The organism is Paenibacillus sp. SER-28, assembly GCF_052906305.1.
Window position 1 is genome coordinate 128528 of the sequence record NZ_JBRECM010000009.1, and the last position, 19576, is coordinate 148103.

At 47.3% G+C, this 19576-nt stretch carries 20 protein-coding genes and 1 other annotated feature; of the genes, 18 read left to right on the forward strand and 2 right to left on the reverse strand.

All coding sequences use genetic code 11. The features are described 5' to 3' along the window. Positions 1 to 120 precede the first annotated feature (120 nt). The 9 genes from ACUYLD_RS19465 to ACUYLD_RS19505 all read left to right on the forward strand — a co-directional run bounded on the left by ACUYLD_RS19465 (position 121) and on the right by ACUYLD_RS19505 (position 6324). Positions 121 to 651, forward strand: coding sequence for a YqeG family HAD IIIA-type phosphatase (locus tag ACUYLD_RS19465; protein WP_446675777.1), 531 nt, complete (start codon positions 121 to 123; stop codon positions 649 to 651). Next, on the forward strand, positions 644 to 1771 hold the full coding sequence (gene yqeH, locus ACUYLD_RS19470) for a ribosome biogenesis GTPase YqeH (RefSeq protein ID WP_039272319.1): 1128 nt from the start codon (positions 644 to 646) through the stop codon (positions 1769 to 1771). The genes ACUYLD_RS19465 and yqeH overlap by 8 nt, the downstream gene beginning before the upstream one ends. 105 nt (positions 1772 to 1876) lie before the next feature. After that, positions 1877 to 2746, forward strand: coding sequence for a shikimate dehydrogenase (gene aroE, locus ACUYLD_RS19475; protein WP_322160757.1), 870 nt, complete (start codon positions 1877 to 1879; stop codon positions 2744 to 2746). A gap of 68 nt (positions 2747 to 2814) precedes the next feature. Then, the gene (gene yhbY, locus ACUYLD_RS19480; RefSeq protein ID WP_446675778.1) at positions 2815 to 3111 is read left to right on the forward strand and encodes a ribosome assembly RNA-binding protein YhbY; all 297 of its coding nucleotides are present in this window, start codon (positions 2815 to 2817) and stop codon (positions 3109 to 3111) included. Positions 3112 to 3128: 17 nt separating this feature from the next. Further along, positions 3129 to 3719, forward strand: a complete 591-nt coding sequence (gene nadD / locus ACUYLD_RS19485; RefSeq protein ID WP_039272317.1) for a nicotinate-nucleotide adenylyltransferase — start codon at positions 3129 to 3131, stop codon at positions 3717 to 3719. Continuing rightward, entirely contained in the window at positions 3703 to 4299 is a 597-nt protein-coding gene (gene yqeK / locus ACUYLD_RS19490) for a bis(5'-nucleosyl)-tetraphosphatase (symmetrical) YqeK (protein WP_039272316.1), read from the forward strand. Before nadD ends, yqeK begins: the two co-directional genes overlap by 17 nt. Next, complete coding sequence (rsfS, locus tag ACUYLD_RS19495; protein WP_025723405.1) at positions 4296 to 4643, forward strand: ribosome silencing factor; 348 nt, start codon at positions 4296 to 4298, stop codon at positions 4641 to 4643. Before yqeK ends, rsfS begins: the two co-directional genes overlap by 4 nt. Next, positions 4640 to 5548, forward strand: coding sequence for a CvfB family protein (locus ACUYLD_RS19500; RefSeq protein ID WP_029515375.1), 909 nt, complete (start codon positions 4640 to 4642; stop codon positions 5546 to 5548). Before rsfS ends, ACUYLD_RS19500 begins: the two co-directional genes overlap by 4 nt. A gap of 2 nt (positions 5549 to 5550) precedes the next feature. Further along, the gene (locus ACUYLD_RS19505; protein ID WP_250268861.1) at positions 5551 to 6324 is read left to right on the forward strand and encodes a class I SAM-dependent DNA methyltransferase; all 774 of its coding nucleotides are present in this window, start codon (positions 5551 to 5553) and stop codon (positions 6322 to 6324) included. 72 nt (positions 6325 to 6396) lie between these two features. Here ACUYLD_RS19505 and ACUYLD_RS19510 read toward each other — a convergent pair whose 3' ends face one another. Further along, a complete protein-coding gene (locus ACUYLD_RS19510) occupies positions 6397 to 6786 on the reverse strand; it encodes a tautomerase family protein (RefSeq protein ID WP_069290032.1) in 390 nt (129 codons plus the stop codon). 184 nt (positions 6787 to 6970) lie between these two features. Then, positions 6971 to 7227: a binding site (T-box leader), on the forward strand. Positions 7228 to 7289: 62 nt separating this feature from the next. Here ACUYLD_RS19510 and leuS point away from each other — a divergent pair. Continuing rightward, positions 7290 to 9728, forward strand: coding sequence for a leucine--tRNA ligase (leuS, locus tag ACUYLD_RS19515; RefSeq protein ID WP_250260885.1), 2439 nt, complete (start codon positions 7290 to 7292; stop codon positions 9726 to 9728). Here leuS and comER read toward each other — a convergent pair. Beyond that, a complete protein-coding gene (gene comER, locus ACUYLD_RS19520; RefSeq protein ID WP_028540440.1) occupies positions 9709 to 10554 on the reverse strand; it encodes a late competence protein ComER in 846 nt (281 codons plus the stop codon). The genes leuS and comER overlap by 20 nt on opposite strands. A 295-nt stretch (positions 10555 to 10849) precedes the next feature. On the opposite strand from comER, the gene ACUYLD_RS19525 reads away from it, so the two are divergent. The 8 genes from ACUYLD_RS19525 (at position 10850) to holA (ending at position 19530) form a co-directional block, all read left to right on the forward strand. Next, positions 10850 to 11497, forward strand: a complete 648-nt coding sequence (locus tag ACUYLD_RS19525; protein WP_446675779.1) for a ComEA family DNA-binding protein — start codon at positions 10850 to 10852, stop codon at positions 11495 to 11497. Between the two features lie 87 nt (positions 11498 to 11584). Further along, positions 11585 to 12103: a deoxycytidylate deaminase gene (locus tag ACUYLD_RS19530; RefSeq protein WP_025723414.1), complete on the forward strand. Its 519-nt coding sequence runs from the start codon at positions 11585 to 11587 to the stop codon at positions 12101 to 12103. Positions 12104 to 12283: 180 nt separating this feature from the next. Then, complete coding sequence (locus ACUYLD_RS19535; RefSeq protein WP_341163795.1) at positions 12284 to 12436, forward strand: hypothetical protein; 153 nt, start codon at positions 12284 to 12286, stop codon at positions 12434 to 12436. Continuing rightward, positions 12366 to 14939 carry a ComEC/Rec2 family competence protein gene (locus ACUYLD_RS19540; RefSeq protein ID WP_446675806.1) on the forward strand — a complete coding sequence of 858 codons (2574 nt, stop codon included), beginning with the start codon at positions 12366 to 12368 and terminating at the stop codon, positions 14937 to 14939. Before ACUYLD_RS19535 ends, ACUYLD_RS19540 begins: the two co-directional genes overlap by 71 nt. Positions 14940 to 15064: 125 nt before the next feature. After that, positions 15065 to 16054, forward strand: a complete 990-nt coding sequence (locus ACUYLD_RS19545; RefSeq protein WP_446675780.1) for an iron-hydroxamate ABC transporter substrate-binding protein — start codon at positions 15065 to 15067, stop codon at positions 16052 to 16054. 228 nt (positions 16055 to 16282) lie between these two features. Beyond that, positions 16283 to 16831 carry an RNA polymerase sigma factor gene (locus ACUYLD_RS19550; RefSeq protein ID WP_013311184.1) on the forward strand — a complete coding sequence of 183 codons (549 nt, stop codon included), beginning with the start codon at positions 16283 to 16285 and terminating at the stop codon, positions 16829 to 16831. Further along, entirely contained in the window at positions 16828 to 18285 is a 1458-nt protein-coding gene (locus ACUYLD_RS19555) for a zf-HC2 domain-containing protein (RefSeq protein WP_446675781.1), read from the forward strand. Before ACUYLD_RS19550 ends, ACUYLD_RS19555 begins: the two co-directional genes overlap by 4 nt. 213 nt (positions 18286 to 18498) lie before the next feature. After that, the gene (gene holA, locus ACUYLD_RS19560) at positions 18499 to 19530 is read left to right on the forward strand and encodes a DNA polymerase III subunit delta (RefSeq protein WP_029515366.1); all 1032 of its coding nucleotides are present in this window, start codon (positions 18499 to 18501) and stop codon (positions 19528 to 19530) included. Positions 19531 to 19576 lie beyond the last annotated feature (46 nt).

The window sequence follows — 19576 nt, forward strand, 5'->3', positions numbered from 1 at the left end:
CGTCTAATTTAATCTTAAGCTATATATTTAGTGAAAAAGCTGTCCGTTTGTTGCGGATAGCTTTTTACTAAGCCATAGTAATATGGTATAGTTTGTCGTATGAAACTGAGGTGACCGACGTTGTTTGAAATGCTGATGCCCAAATTACGGGTGAATACCGTCTTTGATATTGATCTTGAAGGCTTGTATGCTCAAGGATATCGCGGCATTATTACGGATCTAGATAACACGCTGGTTGGTGCAAAAGCGCCGAATGCGACTCCCGAGCTGGTGGCCTGGTTTGAGAAGGTCAAACAGGCGGGTTTTAAGCTTGTCATCGTGTCTAACAACAATATGGACCGTGTATCCGTGTTTGCTACGCCTTTGGACATTGATTTTATACATGCCGCACGGAAGCCCTCCAACTCGTCTTTTCGTAGAGCCATCCGTATGATGGGGCTGACTCCGGAAGAGACTATTATGGTCGGGGACCAAATGTTGACGGACGTATTGGGAGGCAACCGACTGGGATTGCATACGGTGTTGGTGCTACCGATATCCATTCATGATGAAGGAGTCATGACCCGATTTAATCGGCGGTTAGAGCGAATCGCGCTCACAAGGTTACGTAAGAAAGGCTTATGGCTTGAGGAGGAAAAGAAGAATGACTGAAAGACCTGACGGCGGCACTGCCGTCAAATGTAGTGGTTGCGGTATCACCGTGCAGACCACTAGCCCGGAGCTTCCGGGATATATTCCTGAAAAATTGCTTACTCGCGAACCTGTCATCTGTCAGCGTTGCTTCCGGATCAAAAACTATAATGAGACGTCTTCAGTTACGGTGGATCAAGATGAGTTCTTGAAGCTGCTCAGCCAGATTGGCGACAAGGATGCGCTCGTCATCCACATTGTAGATATTTTTGATTTTGAAGGTAGCTTGATTTCCGGTTTGCAACGCTTTGTAGGCTCCAATCCAGTTATACTGGCTGTGAACAAGACCGATTTGCTGCCTAAGGTAACGAATTGGAACAAGGTACGTAACTGGGTACAAAAGCAAGCGAAGGAGCAAGGACTTCGCACGGAAGAAATCGTACTGTGCTCAGCTAAAAAAAATCAGGGCTTTGACCGTCTGTTGGATGTGGTATCTGAGCTCCGTGGTAACCGCGATGTATATGTAGTCGGAGCGACAAATGTGGGTAAATCGACGCTTATTAACCGCTTGATTCGTGATTATAGCGATATGGAGCAGGAACTCACAACGTCCCGTTACCCGGGGACTACACTCGATATGGTGAATATTCCGCTCGACGACGGCAAGCACATTATTGATACTCCGGGTATTGTATACCCTTGGCGATTCAGTGAAATCGTCTCCCGTCAGGACTTGAGCGCTATTATGCCGGACAAGCCGCTGAAGCCTGCTGCATATCAGCTTGATGCTGGACAAACATTGTTTTTCGGCGGTATGGCCCGATTTGATTTTGTGGAGGGTCAGCACCAATCATTTACCTGCTACATTAACGGTGGTCTTAAGATACATCGCACGAAGCTGGAGCGAGCTGATCAGTTGTTCGCTGATCATGCCGGGGAATTGTTATCTCCGCCAACACGCGATCAATTGGCAGAGATGCCGGAATGGACAAGACATGAGTTCCGCGTTCCACGCAAATCTCCATCGGACATCTACATTTCCGGTTTGGGATGGATCAGGGTAAATAGCGAGAACGGAGCTCTGATTGCGGTTCATGCTCCTCGGGGAGTCCGTGTGCTTTTGCGGCCTGCGTTGATATAACGTTGCTGTAACCATGTTATAGGGCGGCAAGGAACAGGTACTGGTTCCTGCCGCCATTCATGTATTTGTGCGGCCTAATATTTTGCAATATGGGGGAGAGCAACGATGAACAGCGGGGAGTCTGAAGCGACCGAACAAGGTCTTGTACTATTGGGCGTATTGGGTGATCCGATCAAGCACTCCAAATCGCCTCTTATGCATAAAATAGCTTTACAGGCAGCGGGGATTGAAGGAGATTTTGTACCTCTTCATGTCAAACCGGATCAGCTGGAAGATGCCATGAAGGGGATTCGCGCTTTGCATTTCCGCGGAGTCAATGTGACGATTCCCCATAAAGTTGAGGTTATGAAATATCTGGATGAGATTGATGAAGGGGCCAGACTCATTGGCGCTGTCAATACGATAGTGAATGACAATGGACGTCTTAAGGGCTATAACACGGACGGAATTGGCTACGTACGTTCCCTCAAAGAAGAGACTTCTGTCGAGTTGAAGGGCGCAAGAATTGCTGTTCTTGGAGCCGGAGGGGCTGCTCGTGGCGTGATTCATGCTCTGTTGGAGGAGCAACCGGAATCGGTTATTATTTTGAACCGAACACGTGACAAAGCTGAGCAACTGGCATTAGAGTGGACGACGGAAGCGATCCCAGTGAGGGGTTATTCCAACGAAGATGCCAAGAGCGTGCTCGCCACAGTGAATGTGTTGATTAACACAACCTCGGTGGGAATGTCTCCTTTAGCGGATGAGCTTCCACTGGAAACGAGCTTGATTCCGGAGGGAATCATTGTGAGTGATTTGATCTACAACCCGCTGGAAACGAGACTTTTACAGGAAAGCCGTGAACAGCGCGGCTGCACTGTACATGGGGGTTTGGGCATGTTCGTGTACCAGGGGGCTGTGGCTTTTGAGTATTTTACAGGGGTTGTCCCTGCTGTAGAGCAAATGAGAGCGGCTGTGCTGAGTAGCCTGTCGTAAGTAAGATTGTACATTAAAATTATGGAAATGCTGCATTGTATATGTGGCGACGAAGGGGTTAAATATACATGTTAACAGGTAAACAAAAAAGATATTTGCGTTCAATGGCGCATCATTTGGACCCGGTTTTTCAAGTAGGTAAAAACGGCACGAATGAGCATCTTATGCGTCACATCAACGATGCGATTGAAAAGCGTGAGCTGATGAAAGTGCAAATTTTGAACAACTGTTTGGACGACAAGCATGAAATTGCGGAAGAACTGGCCGAGGAGACAGGTTCTGAGCTTGTTCAGATCATCGGGAGCACTATTATTTTGTACAAAGAATCCCGTGATCATAAGGAAATTGAGTTGCCTAGAGGATAACACGCGGGGAGAAAATTATGAAAATCGGTATTATGGGTGGTACATTTGACCCGATTCATATTGGACATCTGCTGGCTGGAGAAGCGGCAAGAGATGCCTATGGGCTGGATCAAGTATGGTTTATGCCTTCTCATATTCCTCCGCACAAGCATCAGGCGGGGGCGAGCGGTAAGGAGCGTCTGGAGATGACGAGTGAAGCGGTAGCGGGTCATCCTGCTTTTGAAGTGCTGGATATTGAAGTGCTTCGCGGGGGAGTATCCTATACCATTGACACGATCAAGGAGCTTCAAGAGTTGCACTCTGCTGTGGATTTTTATTTTATTATTGGTGCGGATATGGTGAACTACTTGCCTCATTGGCAGGGAATTGAGGAGCTGGCGCAGCGAATTTGTTTTATTGGTGTTCGGCGCCCAGGGTTCCAGCTTGCGTTGGATGAGTTGCCGCATTATTTGAAGGACAAGGTACTGCTGGCGGATATGCCGGTGGTGGATATTTCGTCGACGGATATTCGAGAGCGTGCTGCGGAAGGGCGCACTATCCGTTATCTTGTGCCTGATCGTGTGCATGACTATATTACAAGGGGCTGTTTGTATGAAGTACAGCCGTGAGCAATTAATGGAAGCCGTATCTGGTCAAATGCCTGAAAAGCGCTGGAAGCACACACTAGGTGTTATGCATACCTCAGTGGAGCTTGCGAAGCGCTATGGAGCAGATCCGGATAAGGCAGAACTGGCGGCTATTTTGCATGATGTAGCAAAATATTGGCCTGTTCAGCAGATGGAAGAGGTGATTCGCAGTCATCCCGAATGTGATCAGGAGCTTTTGGAACATGACAAGCAGCTCTGGCATTCAGAGGTAGGATACTGCGTTGCAGCAAGAGATTACGGAGTGGATGATCCGGAAATAAGGAATGCGATTCGCTGGCATACGTCAGGACGCGTAGGTATGAGCCTGCTGGATAAAGTCGTGTGTCTCGCTGATTACATCGAACCGGGACGGGATTTTCCGGGGGTTGAGCATATCCGTAAACAGGCAAAGAAAAGCTTGGAGCAGGGCCTTATCGCTGGATTCGACTCCACGATTTCATTGTTGCTGGAAAAGAAAAAGGTTATTTTTCCACTAACAGTCTTGTCGCGTAATGACTTGATTCAACAACTAAAACAGAGAAAAACGGAGGTTCATGAATGACCCTAACTAATGAGCAATTAATGCAAACAGCGGTTGATGCTGCAAATGATAAAAAGGCAATGAATGTTGTCGCACTGGATTTGCGGGGAATATCACTAGTAGCTGATTATTTTGTCATCTGCCACGGTAATTCGGATACACAGGTACAGGCGATTGCAACAGAAATTCGCAAACGCGCTCATGATGAAGGTGTAACCATCAAAGGAATCGAAGGAATGGATTCCGCCCGTTGGGTTCTAATGGATTTGGGGGATGTAGTAGTGCATGTCTTCCATCGCGACGAGCGCGAATACTATAACATTGAACGACTCTGGTCGGATGCTAAGGTTGTGGAAAAGGTATGAGTTTGATCGCCGGTACTTATGTCACCATTATGGTGGATCGTGAGGTATCTCCTTTCGGCTACTTTCTCACTGTTGGTGAGCAGGATGTGCTGCTGCATTATACGGAGCTGACACGTGAAATTGAAGTTGGTGAACGGTTGGAGGTATTTATTTTTCACGATACAGAGGACCGCTTGGCCGCAACCATGAAAAAGCCGTTCTTGTCGTTGGGCGAAATGGCAAAGCTTGAGGTGGCCGATGTGCATCCGCGTTTGGGTTGTTTCCTAGAGATGGGATTGGGTCGTCAGCTTTTGCTGCCGATTCGTGAGTTGCCAGAAAACCGAGATTTACATCCTCGGGTGGGCGACTACGTATATGCCATTATGGAGCATGACAAGCAAGGCAGACTGCGGGCTAAGCTGGCAGGGGAACAGGAGCTTGCTCCGTTGTGCTTCCACGCCCCTGATTCGTGGCTGAATACGTGGGTACAGGCGACTGTGTACAAGCCGCTTCAAATGGGTACATTCGTTCTGGTGGACGGAGGTGTGCTTGGTTTTGGCGCGATTGGGATGATTCACTCCTCGGAACGCAACCGGATGCTTCGCTTGGGCGAAGAGGTCAAGGTAAGGGTCACACTTGTTCGCGAAGACGGTCGGGTCAATCTGGCGATGTCGCCACGCAAGGAAGTAGGCCGTGATGAGGATGCAGATCGATTGATTGCTTTTCTGAAAGAGCGTCCGGGTGGCGGCATGCCTTACTCCGACGCAACGCCGCCGGATATTATCAAGCAACGGTTTGGTATTAGTAAATCCGCCTTCAAGCGTGCGATGGGCAAGCTGATGAAGGAAGGAATGGTTACACAAAAGGAAAACTGGACCTACCTGGTGGAGAAAATGCCGAAACCGAAGGACGGGAATGGGGAATAAAAATGGCTTCTTACCGGAAGTTTGCCTATGTGTATGATGAGCTGATGCAGGACATGCCGTACCCGGACTGGTTACGCTTTGCACGGCAGGCTTGGGATCAGTACGGTATGCCGCATACGGTGGCTGAGCTGGGCTGTGGAACGGGTTCGATTACGATTCCCCTAGTTAACTCGGGCTTCGAAGTGTCTGGAATCGACTTATCCTCTGACATGCTGGCAGTAGCCCGTCGCAAAATGGAAACCACTCCCCAGGGACAGCGATTGTTTCGTGAGGGAAGCGTTCGCTGGATACAGCAAGATATGAGAGAATGGGTTTTACCCGAGCCTGTGGATTCTGTAATTTCTTTTTGCGATTGTCTGAATTACTTGTTGGAGGAAGAAGATATAATTTCTACTTTTCGTAGAACTCATGCTGGTCTGAAGCCTGGCGGAACCTTCTTGTTCGATGTACATCATCCGCAGACGTTTTTACGTTATGATGAAGAGCAGCCATTCGTACTGGATGATCGCTCTATCTCATATATCTGGACATGTGCGTTGGACACTCCCCGTTGTGAAATTGAGCATCATCTTAGTATCTTTGCGAAAGCAGAACATGAGGGACGCGATTTGTATCAGCGTTTCGAGGAAATTCATGTACAGCGTGCCTATGATCCAGACTGGATGAAGGCAGAATTGTCCAAAGCAGGTTTTCGTGATGTGAAGGTATATGCGGATTTTGAATGGGTAGAAGCAGAAGGTGACGCGGCGAGACTGTTTTATGTTGCTGTAAAATAGTGAAGACTCATTGAGCAAATTTAGGAAAAGAAAGACGCTTTTCATGATGACATGAAGGGCGTCTTTTTGCACTCATATATTCACTTTATAGTTCAACTGAAGCTCATCACCCGGTACACCCCGAATACCCCAGTTCTGTTTGGGCGTTTCAAATATAGTAATCTCAAGATCCTGTGGAGCAATGCCAAAATGGTCCGTAATTCGTTGGAATAACAGCTGGATGAGCTGCTTCTTAGCTTCTGTCGTTCTGCCTTCAAAGATACTGATTTCAATAATGGTGTACGCCTCAGAGCGACCATCGGCATATATAAAGTCTTCCTGATCCATAGGGAAAAAACGATGAAACCTCTTGTCTGGAGGATATTTGAACGCATCCACCACAGCAGAATGAATCACCTCTGAAAGCTGCTTTTTGATTGGATTTAGAGCTTCTTTTATTCCGAAAATTTTAATCTGTGCCATGTCTCAGCTCACCTTTCTTATCTCAACTCAACTCAATTTTCATCAATTTAATTCGAAGTTATTATAAAACATTCGTATGCATGTGTCATGAACAATTAGTATGAAGAGGGTCTTTAACACCAAAGATAGTCCTTATTTGACTTTTTTCGCGGTTTTCAATATAATAGTGCCATTATTAACGGTTAAACAATCGCTGATGAGGAATAGTAGCTTTGTCTGGACATATAGAGAGCCGGCGGGTGGTGCAAGCCGGTTGACAGCGCAAAGTGAACTCGCCTCGGAGATATGCGTCCAACGCAGGAACGCCTTTACAGGTGCTTGTATCCTGTTATTAACCCGCATCGGATCACCTCCGTTATCAGGTGCAAAGGGAGTAGAACGCGAAGAACGCTTTCTGCTAACTAGGGTGGTACCACGGGAATATAACCTCTCGTCCCTAGCGCTGACACGCTACGGGATGCAGAGGTTTTTTTGTTGCATACCGTTTGAGGAGGAAAAAGACAATGACAGACACACAGCCGAAGCACGGCTATCAACCGCAAAGTATTGAACCAAAATGGCAGAAATATTGGGATGAGAATAAGACGTTCCGCACCGGGGAAGAGCCGGGCAAACCGAAGTTTTATGCTTTGGATATGTTTCCGTACCCATCTGGAGCCGGCCTGCATGTAGGCCACCCAGAGGGCTACACAGCTACGGATATTGTTTCACGTTATAAAAGAATGCGCGGCTACAACGTACTGCATCCGATGGGTTGGGACGCCTTCGGTCTGCCTGCCGAGCAGCATGCGCTGGATACAGGGGAACACCCACGCGAAATTACGGTGAAAAACGTAAATAACTTCCGCCGTCAAATCAAATCGCTCGGCTTCTCCTACGACTGGGATCGTGAAATCAGCACGACGGACCCTGATTATTACAAATGGACACAGTGGATCTTCATCCAGCTGTACAAGCGCGGCCTTGCATATGTAGCTGAAGTACCCGTGAACTGGTGCCCAGCGCTGGGAACAGTGCTGGCGAATGAAGAAGTTATTGACGGCAAGAGTGAGCGTGGCGGTCATCCGGTCGTCCGTAAACCAATGCGTCAATGGATGCTGAAAATTACGGAATACGCGGATCGTCTGCTAGATGATCTGGAGGAACTGGATTGGTCTGAGAGTATTAAGGATATGCAGCGGAACTGGATCGGTAAGTCTACCGGGGCAGAGGTTCGTTTTCCAATTGAAGGCTATGACGAGCAACTCACAGTATTTACAACCCGCCCAGATACACTGTTCGGCGCAAGCTACTGTGTGCTGGCACCAGAGCAGGAATTAGTGGATATTATCACTACGCCTGAGCAAAAGGATGCTGTACAACAGTACCGTGAACAAGCTGCTCGTAAAAGCGATCTGGAGCGTACGGATCTGGCCAAGGATAAAACAGGCGTATTCACAGGAGCTTATGCAGTGAACCCGGTGAACGGCGAAAAGCTGCCGATCTGGATTGCTGACTATGTACTGGCAGGCTACGGAACTGGAGCGATTATGGCTGTACCTGCTCACGATACGCGTGACTGGGAATTTGCCAAGCAATTCGGATTGAATATCATTGAGGTTGTCCAAGGAGGAGATGTGGCTAATGAGCCATATACTGAGGATGGACCGCACGTCAATTCAGGCCCGCTGAATGGACTTACCAATGAGGAAGCGATTCCGAAGATGATTGAATGGCTGGAAGCCGAGGGCAAAGGACACGGCAAAGTCACCTACCGCCTGCGTGACTGGCTGTTCAGCCGTCAACGCTATTGGGGCGAGCCGATTCCGGTAATTCATCTGGAGGATGGAACGATCAAAACGGTTCCTGAGGACCAACTTCCGCTCGTACTGCCGGAGATGGACAATATTAAGCCTTCAGGTACAGGTGAATCCCCGCTGGCGAACGCAACAGATTGGGTGGAAACCATTGATCCTGAGACAGGTATGAAAGCACGTCGCGAGACGAATACAATGCCGCAATGGGCAGGAAGTTGCTGGTATTACCTGCGCTTTATTGATCCGAAAAATGACAAAGAGCTTGTATCCAAAGAGAAACAACGTGAATGGATGCCTGTTGATTTGTATATTGGCGGAGCGGAACATGCGGTTCTTCACTTGCTGTATGCCCGTTTCTGGCATAAGGTACTGTATGATATCGGCGTAGTGGAAACGAAAGAGCCTTTTTATAAGCTGGTCAACCAGGGTATGATTTTGGGCAACAACAATGAAAAAATGAGTAAATCACGCGGTAATGTCATTAATCCTGATGATATTGTCAATACATTTGGCGCCGATACGCTGCGTATTTATGAGATGTTTATGGGGCCGCTGGAAGCGACCAAGCCATGGAATGAGAATGGGGTAGAGGGAGCACATCGTTTTCTGTCCCGCGTATGGCGCCTGTTTGTTTCCGAGGATGGTAGCCTGAACGATAAAATTACAAATGACGGCGGTAGCGATGAGTTCAATCGTACTTGGCATAAGACGCTGAAAAAAGTAACCGAAGATCTGGATGCGCTACGCTTCAATACAGCGATCAGCCAGCTGATGATCTTCACCAACGATGCATACAAAGCAGACCTTCTGCCGCGTGCAGCAATGGAAAACTTCGTGCAAATGCTGTCGCCGCTTGCACCCCATCTGGCTGAGGAATTGTGGCAGCTGCTGGGGCACAATGATAGCATTACCTACGCGGCTTGGCCTGCTTATGATGAAGCATGGACGGTGGACGCCGAAGTGGAAATTGTTGTGCAAGTAAATGGTAAAATCGTACAGCGTGCAACGATTGCCAAGGACCTTGATGCTAAAGCGATGGAGGCATTCGCTGTGTCGTTGGACAATGTTCAGCAGGCACTGGCCGGCAAAACGATCCGCAAGGTAATTGCTGTTCCAGGTAAACTGGTTAATATTGTTGCCGGTTAATCGGCTTTAAGCCGAAGGAGACATCTACCTTTTGCATATCCTCTTCATATTTGTTGTGCGTGGCCTGTATCAGCTCGGGAAAGACGCTATGCAGGCTGATGTCCAACAATGCGAGAGCTTCGGCGGTAATACCTCCGGGAACCGCCACTCTGGCCTGTAACTCGGCTGGTGTCATCCCGCCTTCCGTGAGCAGCTTTCCAGTGCCGATGATCATTTCTCCGGCCAGGGCGCATAGCTCCGTACGGTCTATACCTGTAGCTTGAACTGCGGCTTGAATCCACTGGTCCATAAAAAAGGCCAAGAAAGCAGGACCACAACTCGAAAAATCCGACGTGATCCGAGTATAAGATTCTTTAACCCGAATCGGCCTGCTGATGTGGGACATAAGCTCTTCCAGAAGGGTGCGATCCTCCTCTGTAATCCGGCTTCCATGGATGCACAGCGAGGCTCCGCTGCCCACTTGGTGGGTGATACTTGGAATAATTTTGGACACTTTGGCTTTCAGTGCATGTTCCAAAATACGAATCTGCACCGGGCTTGTGATAGATACGACGATTTGCTCTTCTGTAATGACGTTGCGTATTTCATCCGTTACGGCTTTTGATTCCAGCGGCTTCACACAGATAAACAGAACATCGCTTTCCGCTGCCGTTTCACGGTTGCTTTGGGCTGCATGCAAACCTGGATAGCGACGGGCTAGCTCGGTTACCTTGGAATGCGTTCGATTGCTTGCTGATATTTGCTGCGGCTTGAGTGCGTTAGAATTAATAAAAGACTCAATTAGCAGACTTCCCATGCTGCCAGTCCCGATAAATCCAACTTTCATTGTTCAACGTCCTCCTTTCATACTTTGCGGTATAGACGCTGTGCTGTCAGCTGTCATTCTTCTTAGTGTATGCGCCTGGTCTTGGCCGACATGACGAATTTTATGTCTGAGCATGTTAGATCGTCCCCGGGGTCGTACCACTTTTTTGTGAAAATGCTCACAGCGAGACCGTATGGAGGTTGTTTGCACCCTCCGGTTTAACGGGAATTGGACAGACTTGCTCTGTTTGATTGAGACGGTGTTTTCAGTCGGCTCAATTTCCCGAAATCCATGTGGAGTAGGGGACGATACGGAAATGAAACGTGTATGGACAGGAACAGCGATAACGCTTGCTGTAATCGGGAGTGGACTTATTTTATTTGCCGGAGGACAGCGCTCTGAGCCGCAAGAAGAGTGGACTTTACTTAACCATAAGGTGGAGCAGGCTGTGGCGATGGAGGCAGAGCCAAATGAGTCGCAGCGCAGCAGTGACTACGCCCAGAAAAAGCCTGGTGTAAAAGAACCTTCAGACAAAGCTGAGCGCAGTAGGAATGCCGAAGCCGCTGACAATGTGAAACGTGATACTGTGCAGATTTCTACTAGTGTATCTGCTGCTGTGAGCGAAAACTCTATTACGGGAAATTCAAGTACCGTAAAGCAGTCAGGTGTTGCGAATCCGAGCTCAGACACAGGTATTATTAGTTCGAGTGGTGCAACGACGAGTAGGACCAATAGGGTAAGTGATTCGGTTACTACACCCGATTCCGGCGAAAAAAAGGTAAACATTAACACGGCGACTGCTGCTGAGTTAATGGAATTACCGGGGGTTGGGGCTAAAAAAGCCGAGGCTATACTGAACTACCGTAATCAGCACGGGGCGTTCAAACGTGTGAACGATTTGGATCATGTAAAGGGAATCGGAGCTAAAATGTTGGCTAAAATGAAGCCGTATGTCAGTTTGTAATTTATATAAGATTATAATGTACAGGTCCTGAGAACGGCGGTAGCGGTATGGTTTACGTTTTAACTTGTTTATACGGGAGAGATGGAAATGAGTGCAGATGTACGCAAGGACTGGGACACCTATTTCATGGATATCGCTTATATGGTATCCACCCGTTCGCGCTGTGCGCGGCGTCATGTTGGAGCCGTACTTGTACAAGGTAAAAAGCTTTTGGGGACGGCCTATAATGGAGCACCATCCGGGGTACCTGACTGTTCTGAGGCAGGCTGCATGATCTCAGAGGAGTATGAGGTCGTTCACCGTGATGGGCGCGAGGAAATGGTTAAGAAGCAGCGTTGTATTCGCACTATTCATGCGGAGCAGAACCTGCTGCTGTTTACTGACCGAATTGATCGTGAAGGCTCTTCAGTATATGTCACCGACCAGCCATGCTGGACGTGTGCCAATATGTTGGCGAACAGCGGTATTGTGGAGATTGTATACCACCGACCTTATCCCAAAGATGCCGACAAGGTTCGTGCTATGATGGAGGAAAAGGGAATCGCCTTTCGTATGCTGAAAACCTATCATCCACCAAAAGAAACGCTGATGGATGTAATGAATTAAAAAAGTAAACGAGGAAGAACCTCTGACGAATGCTATTTTGTCAGAGGTTCTTTTTGTTTTGTGTTTTTTGGACAGAAAGCAATGTTTGCTACCGGAAGGTGATTGTATTCAGGCTAAGCTTGTGTTAACTAGACCTATATTGACCCTTACTGTTTGTTGGATTACAGGAAGTGCGGGAGCATGTCTGTATTCTGGACATATGCTTTTGTTACTCTGGGCGGGGGTTACCCTGATCTTTCCGCTTATAGCTTTATGGATGAAAATCCCCATCCGGCATATGGTATTACTTTGGCTTGCATTCAACGGGGGTGGATTTCATTGGTTTTGGCATGATACGCATAATGTTAGCAGTATTCCCGATGCTCTTCATGTATCGTCTTCTATGGTGGAAGACATGCCTGTTCAAGTAGCAGGGCTTATCGCTTCTAAAGTACAGGTAGATGGTGATCGAACACAGTTTGAGATGAGAGTCACCTCAATCAATCACTACGGAAGTCATTCGAAAAAGGACGAGAATCGTACACCAATTTCTGAACAGGTCATTGTTCATATCAAGTTGGCTGCCAAGCAGGAACAGCAACTTGCGGCAGCGTGGCAACGTGGAGATGCAGTCGTACTGCGTGGCACCTTAAAGGCTCCTACAAAAGCGGGGAACTTTGGTAGCTTTGATTATAGTGAATACCTGCACACACAGGAAATCCACTGGCTTTTCAAAGGCGATGGAGCAGCCTCGTTACAGAAGCAGGAGGCTTCACTGTGGAACCGCTACACTTTGTTCAGATGGAATGATCAGCTAAGGGAGCAACTAGGGCAGAGAATGGAATCGGCATTTACATCACTTCATCACGCAGGATATATGAAAGGACTGGTGCTTGGGGTAACAGATGAGTTGGACCCAGCAACGTATAACGAGTTTACGAAGCTTGGTTTAACGCATATTTTAGCAATATCGGGCATGCATGTGGCGGTATATGCAGCTACACTATTATATTTACTCAAGCTACTAAGAGTTAGCCGCGAGACATCTCTTACAGTCGTTTTGATACTCATTCCGGCTTATGTCCTGCTGACAGGTGCTTCTCCCTCTGTTGTGAGGGCGGGAATTATGGCGATGATCGGCTTGTTTGCAGCCCGACGAGGTGTGCTCAAAGACGGACTTAATATTTTAAGTATATCCGCGTTGCTCATGCTGATTTGGAATCCATATTATCTACTTAGCGTCAGCTTTCAGCTTTCCTTTTTGGTGACAGGTGGGTTGCTCATTTATATGCCGCTTATGAAGCCGTTTTTCGCCAAATGGCCTCTCCTGATCGGCGGTGAGATTGCGATTACAATTACGGCACAGCTTGTTTCGTTTCCAATGACGGTATTCTACTTTAATCAATTTTCGCTGTTATCATTTGCGGCCAATTTTGTGCTTGTACCCCTTATTACATATATCGTGCTTCCAATAGGTACGGTGGCGATGGGGCTTTCCTTTTTGTGGGGGGATGGGGCTCGTATTCTTGCGTGGCCGGCAGAGCAATTGAACGATTTGACCTTTTTACTAGTGAAATGGCTGAATGTGGATGATGCTTATGTGAGTATTTGGCCGTCTTCCTCCATCCTGTGGGTCATGGCGTATTACGCAGCTCTGTATAGTGTTCTGTACTGGCTTAAAACGTGGCTGACATCTCGCAGGCAAACAGACGATAATTCTGTTTTGAATTCCACACCCATATCATCACCCGTTTATACGGGATTAGCTGCTTCTGCCGAATGGGCTGCTGTTTTGAATACAGCTCATGAACCTGAGGGAGCAGGGAAATTTGCGCGTCGACAGTGGAATGGTTATCGTCATTTGGCACTGGCTCTAAGTGTTATCGCCTGGCTTGGCATATTGTATACAGGTTACCAATCTCCTAGTGGAGGAAATACGGGAACTGTTCAATATCTGGATGTGGGCCAAGGTGACAGCATTTTAATTACCACGCCGGGCGGGAAACATATTTTGGTGGATGGCGGGGGTACAATGGACTTTGCTACAGGGAAAAATGCTTGGCGCAAACGCGCAGATCCCTATGAGGTAGGTGAAGATACGATTGTACCCTTGCTAAAGCAACGAGGTGTACATCGGCTGGACGCTGTCATTTTAACACACGGAGATCATGATCATGCAGGAGGACTACAGGCTGTGCTTGACCAGATTCCCGTATCTACCTTGTTTTTTAATGGTACCCTGACAGATAAAGCCCCATTCCGTAAGCTGTTGAACACGGCTTTAGACAAGCAGATTAAGCTGTACGGTGCACATCATAGTATGGAATGGGAACCAGACCAGGCTACGAAAATCCGCTTTCTCTATCCGTTTACGCCACCGGAGAACGAATCTGAGCAGTTGCCTGTTATGAAGGAGCAAAATCATTACTCTGTTGCCATGATATTGGAGATGGAGGGAGCCTCTTTTTTGTTCACAGGAGATATGGATGATGCAGCAGAGTCGTCGTTGCTCTCTGAATTAACTCGTTTTTCATCAGGTGTGAAAGATAAGGGAGCAGCGGGGGCTGTCGGGAAAGCTGTAGATGTCATGAAAATAGCACATCACGGTAGCAAGTATTCCACCTCGGAAGAGTGGTTATCCTACTGGCGACCGAAAGTATCCGTTATTTCGGTCGGTGCGACCAATACTTACGGACATCCGAATGAAGCGGTATTGGAACGTTTATCGGCAGTTGATTCTGCTATATATCGAACAGATACGATGGGAGAGATACAGATTCGAGCGCAGCAAGGTAAACTGAGTGTGCGGTATCAACGTAAACGGTACAAAACAGATACTAATACAACAACATACTAAAAGGGTGCTCACTCTCAGGAGTGGGCTGTTTGCTTTGAATCCAATCTGCATGGACAGTAGCTGTAAGCTTTGATAGAATCATATGAGTAATGAAAATGAGAATCATTATTAACGGGAGGAATATTGTGAGTTATTTTAAATTTAGAGCCTCAGCTTGTTTGTTCATCATTTCATTAATGCTGGTATTGAGTGCATGCGCTACAAGTGGGGGTGGGACTGTAACAGAAAGCGGTCAATCGACTGCTCCCAAGAGCACATCAATTGGAGGTGAGGCTGCCACGCGTACATATGAAAGTGATAAAGGTACAATTACCCTTCCTGAGCATCCTCAGCGTGTTGTAGTTGCAGTTGGTGATTATGTAGGTGATGTGCTAGCACTTGGTATTACACCTGTAGGGGCTCCAGATACCGTATTTAATGCTCCATATTATAAAAAATACTTGAATGGTGTTGAAAATATCGGTGACAGCTCCGCATTGTCCCTTGAAAAGGTGATCACCCTAAAGCCGGATCTGATCATTACCTATGATGAGAAAGCATATGAAAATCTGAAAAAAATAGCGCCTACTGTGTTTATTCCATATGGTAAATATCAATATAAGGACCGTCTGATGGAGCTGGGCAAAGTGTTAAACAAGGAGCAGGAAGCGAAGAATTGCCTGGCTGATTTTGCAACCAAGATTGCTGAGAAGAAACAGGCTTTGTCTGACGTCATTGATTCGGGTAAAAAAATCGCTATTTTTGAGATTACAGGAAAAGAATTATATCTATATGGAAAATCTTATGGACGTGGAGGAGCCATACTTTATGATGAGTTGGGACTTCATGCTCCTGAGAAGGTAGAAAAGGCAGCGTTCGAGAAGGGGTGGGCCAGCATTTCAATAGAGGCTTTACCGGAGATGCTGGGAGATGCCGATTTTTTAATGTTGGGTATTCGAGGCGACGGAGCAGACCAAGGAAAAGATATTTTATCTAAAAGTGTGTGGAAGAACCTTTCTGCCGTTAAATCAGGTAAAGTATATCAATACTCAATCGACGATTTTTATTTTCAAGATCCGATTGCTCTGACTTATCAATTAGAACTCATATCTGATTTTTTGGTTTCCAAGAAGTAACAATATGATCCTGCAGCTCGATAGGCTAGCATTTAGATGTATGTAGGAGCTAGGGGAAGGTGACTACCTTCCCTTTTTCTGTTATTCTAAGGGAGGATACGCTGGGGATTCTGGGCTTTTTGGTATAATTTTTTTTGTTAAAAAAATAAAATTAGTGTCAGACGTCTATCCTGCAACAATTTGCAAAATGGATACGTCTGTAATATTGCAGGGAGAGGGGGATCCTTTGTGGTAGAGCAGGGACTCATTCGAGCCGCTCAATCGGGCGATCGCGACGCTCTCATTACCCTATTAAGAGAGATAGAACAGCATGTGTACCGTACGGCATATTACATTCTAAACAATGAGCAGGACGCCATGGATGCTTCACAAGAAGCCCTCATACGGATCTATTCCAAAATTAACTCTTATGAGGAAAAAGCGCAGTTTAAAACTTGGGTCCAACGCATTGTAACGAATATATGCATCGACAAATTCAGAAGAACGAAACCCTCGGTTTCCATTGACGAGCACGACATGATATTCAACGATCCCCAAAACGTGGAGGTCGAGGTGTTGACCTCTTACATGGCACAGGATGTTCGTGAGGCTATACAACAGCTTCCGGAGCACCACCGGACGGTAATTGTCTTAAGATATTTGCAGGATTTCTCCTATAACGAGATTGCAGATTCTCTGGATTTGCCGCTAAATACGGTCAAGTCATACTTATATCGTGCAAGACAGCAATTGCAAGGGCTACTTCAGGAATATCAGAAAGGTGGTGTATCAGGATGAAGTGTGGGGAAGAGGTGATGGATTGGATGCAGCGTTATGTGGATCATGAGCTGGGCGAAGAAGAGACGTCCCAATTAATGAACCATATTGCGACTTGCCCGGACTGTGCGGAAAAATTTCTTATTCTTCAGACACTCTCTCGCGAGCTGGAGGAATTGCCTGCGGTTTCCCCGGCGTTCAGCCTGGTGGATTCCATCATGCCTCAGCTTGATGCCATTGACCGCGCACGTGAAGAGCAGGGAAGTGCGCTTCAGGAAATGCAGCCTGTGGCTGTAGAGCCTGGACCAGTGCCTAGACAGCGTACCCAGCCTACACCTTGGTGGAATCGAATGGCTGGGCGCGCTGCTATGGGCGTGGCTGCCGCTGCTGTTGTACTGGGGATTGTAGTATTTAACTTCGAGCCTAAAACAGTGCAGGATGCGGAAGGCATACTTACAACCCAGTCGCCCGAAGTGACGAATCCGCAGAATCAGACGGAAATTCCTCCAGAGACATCCAATGGCAGTGGAGGCCGTGATGCAATTGGTTCGGATTCTACACAGCAGCCGTCAGAGCAGGGGCAAGGAACGGATGCATCTCAGCTACCTGCGGATAAAGATCCTGACCTGAGCAAAGGTGCAACCAATGCAGACGATGAAAAGAACTCTTCCAAACGGGATGCTGGGAAACGTGACGATCAGCGAGCTGGGGAGGAAGATTCGACGAAATCTGCACCAGCTGAACGTTCTTCTCGTCAGGAGGAAGGGCAGGGACAGCTACGTACGGATCGTCAGATGACAAAGGAAAATCCGTCTGCTGGAGATGCTCCTAAATCTGAGGACAAACAGTTAAGTCAGGAAAAATCTGATCAACCCACGATTGCTCCTGATGAACAGTTAGAACCGAAAATGGAAAAAGCGCCCCTAGCGGGTACGGGTACGGCTCAGGACGGTAATAACGATAGCACGAGTACGAATGATTCATCTTCGTCGCTTAGTCAGGAATTGAAGGTGCAGGAGCGGATTGCGTCAAACGAAACGTCGAAAGACACGACTTCCAAAAGCATCACTAAGGATTCGGGGAATACCTTGGGAACGGATAGCAGCAATGCAGCTTCTAATGATCAGCAATCATCCGTGTCACAAGACCCCGTTCGTAAAGAAGGCTTTGTATCTAATTCACTGGTCTCTCCAGACAACGATAATGCTTCCAGCTATAGTGCCCAATCCGCATCTACAGATCAGCTCAACTCGCCTGATGGTAGCTATGCGGTGGCTATTGAGGGCAAAAAGCTGAAAGTGTATAAGCTTTCCGATAACGGTGTAGACCGAACAACCCTGGAAGTCCGTACTTTAAAAGGTGCCTGGGTCAAAGGAAGCTGGTCAGAAGATAGCCAGACCTTTATGTATGAGACGGAGCAGGATGGGACAGCAAGTAAATATACGTACACCGTCCCGCGCAGCACTGGAAAATAGTTTCCGTAAGTTGACACACTTTTAAAAACAGAGAATAAACTATATGAACCGACGTCGTATCCCGACGGCCGAAAGTTTCTAGAGCTTTCTGCTGCCGTGTTGATATAGATGGTGGTGAAGGGATCCTGCCTATAGGCAGGGTCCCTTCGTTTGTATCATGACTTGCCTTCCGTTCGGATGTCGGGTACGATCAGTGGGTGGGGGGAACGGAAAATGGATGTAAAAACAGCCTCTAAGGCTATTCGCAAAGGCGACATTTCGCCAGTGTATTTGCTATACGGCAGTGAAAAATATCAAATGAAGCAGTTTGTTGAGATGCTTAAAGAGAAAGTGGTGGAAGAGGAGCACCGTGACTTCGCAATCATTCCTTATGATTTAACCGAAACGCCCATTGAGGTGGTCGTGGAGGAGGCAGAAACAGCGCCTTTTCTGGTACCAAAGAAGCTGATTATTGTACGGGATACCAGTGTATTTGCAGCAGGCAAAGATAGCGGTAAGATAGAGCACCGGCTTGAGACGCTGTTGACTTATATGGATAACCCGACTGACTATAGCGTCATCGTTTTTACGGTTCAGGCTGAAAAGTTGGATGAACGGAAAAAGATTGTCAAAAAACTGAAAAGTGATGCTTCGGTTATTGCTTTTGCTCCAATGGGTGGAGATGATCTTGTGGCTTGGATTCATAAGCGTGCAGGAGAAAGAGAAGTGCAATTGGCTGCAGGAGCTGCTGAAAGCCTCATTCAATTCACAGGTACCGGGCTGCAATCCTTGGCTGCTGAGATAGACAAGCTCTGCTTGTACGCAGGAGCACAGGGAACCATCTCATCTGCTGATATAGAATCCCTGGTGCCTCGTAACACAGAGCAAAACGTATTTGCGATGGTTGAGGATCTGGCTAATTTGCGGCTGGATAAGGCACTCAGTATTTTCTATGAGTTGCTTAAGCAAAAAGAGGAACCGATCAAGATTGCCGCTTTGATCACGCGCCAGTTCCGTATTATGTTGCAGGTCAAAGAGCTGGCAGGTCAAAGCTATTCCCAGCAACAAATTGCGAGTCAGCTTAGTTTGCATCCTTATGGGGTGAAAGTTGCAGGAGACCAAGCGCGGAGGTTTCGCCCTGAGCAGCTGCGTCAGCTTCTCTACGAATTGGGCGAGCTGGATTATCATATGAAAACAGGTGTCGTTGACAAGGTACTGGGATTGGAGCTGTTTTTGATGAAAATGGGTGCGGGGGCTTCAATCTAATTCCCCCCATGTGCTGTTATAGAGTCAGCTAATGTATCGTGAAAAG